This window comes from Helicobacter cappadocius, assembly GCF_030688855.1.
GTDB classification, from domain to species: Bacteria; Campylobacterota; Campylobacteria; order Campylobacterales; family Helicobacteraceae; genus Helicobacter_J; species Helicobacter_J cappadocius.
Genome location: NZ_JAUYZK010000024.1, coordinates 1 through 1075, shown reverse-complemented (window position 1 = coordinate 1075; position 1075 = coordinate 1). Strand labels below are relative to the sequence as shown.

The following is a 1075-nucleotide window of genomic DNA, read 5'->3' as shown; positions in this document are numbered from 1 at the left end:
TTCTGTGGCAATTTCAAAGAGAGGTTTGCCATTTTGGTTCATTCTTTGGTTTCCATTTTCATCAAGTAAGGGGATTTTATTGCCATCTTTATCAAGTTTATAAACAAATTCAATTTCAAAAGTTTTGATATAGGAAACTTGAGCTTTTGGAATATTCTTGTTATTAAAAATGCTATCAATTTCTTCTTTGGTAGCTTTTAAAAACTTAGCATCATTTAAAGAAATCCATACATTATCTTCATACCCATATTGTTTTTGCTTAATATCTAGCATTAAAGAGTTCAAATTGGTATAAGGAAGTCCATTACTCCCATTGTATGCTCTTGGAAGATTTTTAGCTTCTTTGGTAAAAGGAGCATAGTCATTTTTAATAGCCTCTGCGATTTCTTTGACCACAAGCCTAAGATAGCTTTCTTTTTTCTCTGCTAAGGTGTAATCTTCCCATTTTTTCTTCTCTGTATTAACTTCATTGTTTTGAACATTTTGTTCTTGTGTATTTTGGGACATTGTTATTCTCCTTTATTGTTTTTTTCTATTTCTTGTTCTAGCAATGCTATTTCTATGGCTTGGCTTTGAGTTTGCACTTCAATACCATATTTAGCAAGTTCCACTGCTTCTTCTTTGGTTAAATGGTTGCTTTCTTCCATTGTTTCTCCTTGATTATTTTTTGGATTTATCAGCTTTTGGCTTGATGGAAAAAAGAATAGAAAAAATTTGAAATTAAAAAAAGATATAGTTTTGAAAATTACTATGTCCAAAAATATATATTTTTGAATAAATTTTACGCAAAATAGGTGTTTTCATATGGCAAATGAATAGTAAATGAAGAAAATCAAAATTTTATTGGAAGTTTTGATTTTATAAAATATTTTTATAAGGGAAAAAGATAAATAATAGAGGGGGGATAAATATCTAATAGATTAAAACAAATCGCTATGAGAACCAATCGCGATACAAGCTAAGATTAAAACCTCTTTGTCTATTTTATAAATAAGAAGCAAGTCTGGCTTGATGTGGCATTCTCTAAAGTCTTTATACTCACCTTTGAGTTTGTGGTCTTTGTATTTGGATTCTA

Annotated in this window: 3 protein-coding genes; all 3 read right to left on the bottom strand. The window is 29.2% G+C overall.

The annotated features are described in order from the left end of the window. A partial coding sequence (locus Q5I06_RS08605) for an ArdC-like ssDNA-binding domain-containing protein (RefSeq protein ID WP_305520935.1) occupies positions 1-507 on the bottom strand: 507 nt, incomplete at its 3' end. A gap of 2 nt (positions 508-509) precedes the next feature. Further along, positions 510-647 (bottom strand): hypothetical protein, encoded by a 138-nt coding sequence (locus Q5I06_RS08600; RefSeq protein WP_305517788.1) that lies wholly within the window; start codon positions 645-647, stop codon positions 510-512. 273 nt (positions 648-920) lie between these two features. Continuing rightward, positions 921-1075 (bottom strand): type II toxin-antitoxin system YafQ family toxin (locus Q5I06_RS08595; protein ID WP_305517790.1); only part of this gene is annotated, 155 nt, incomplete at its 5' end.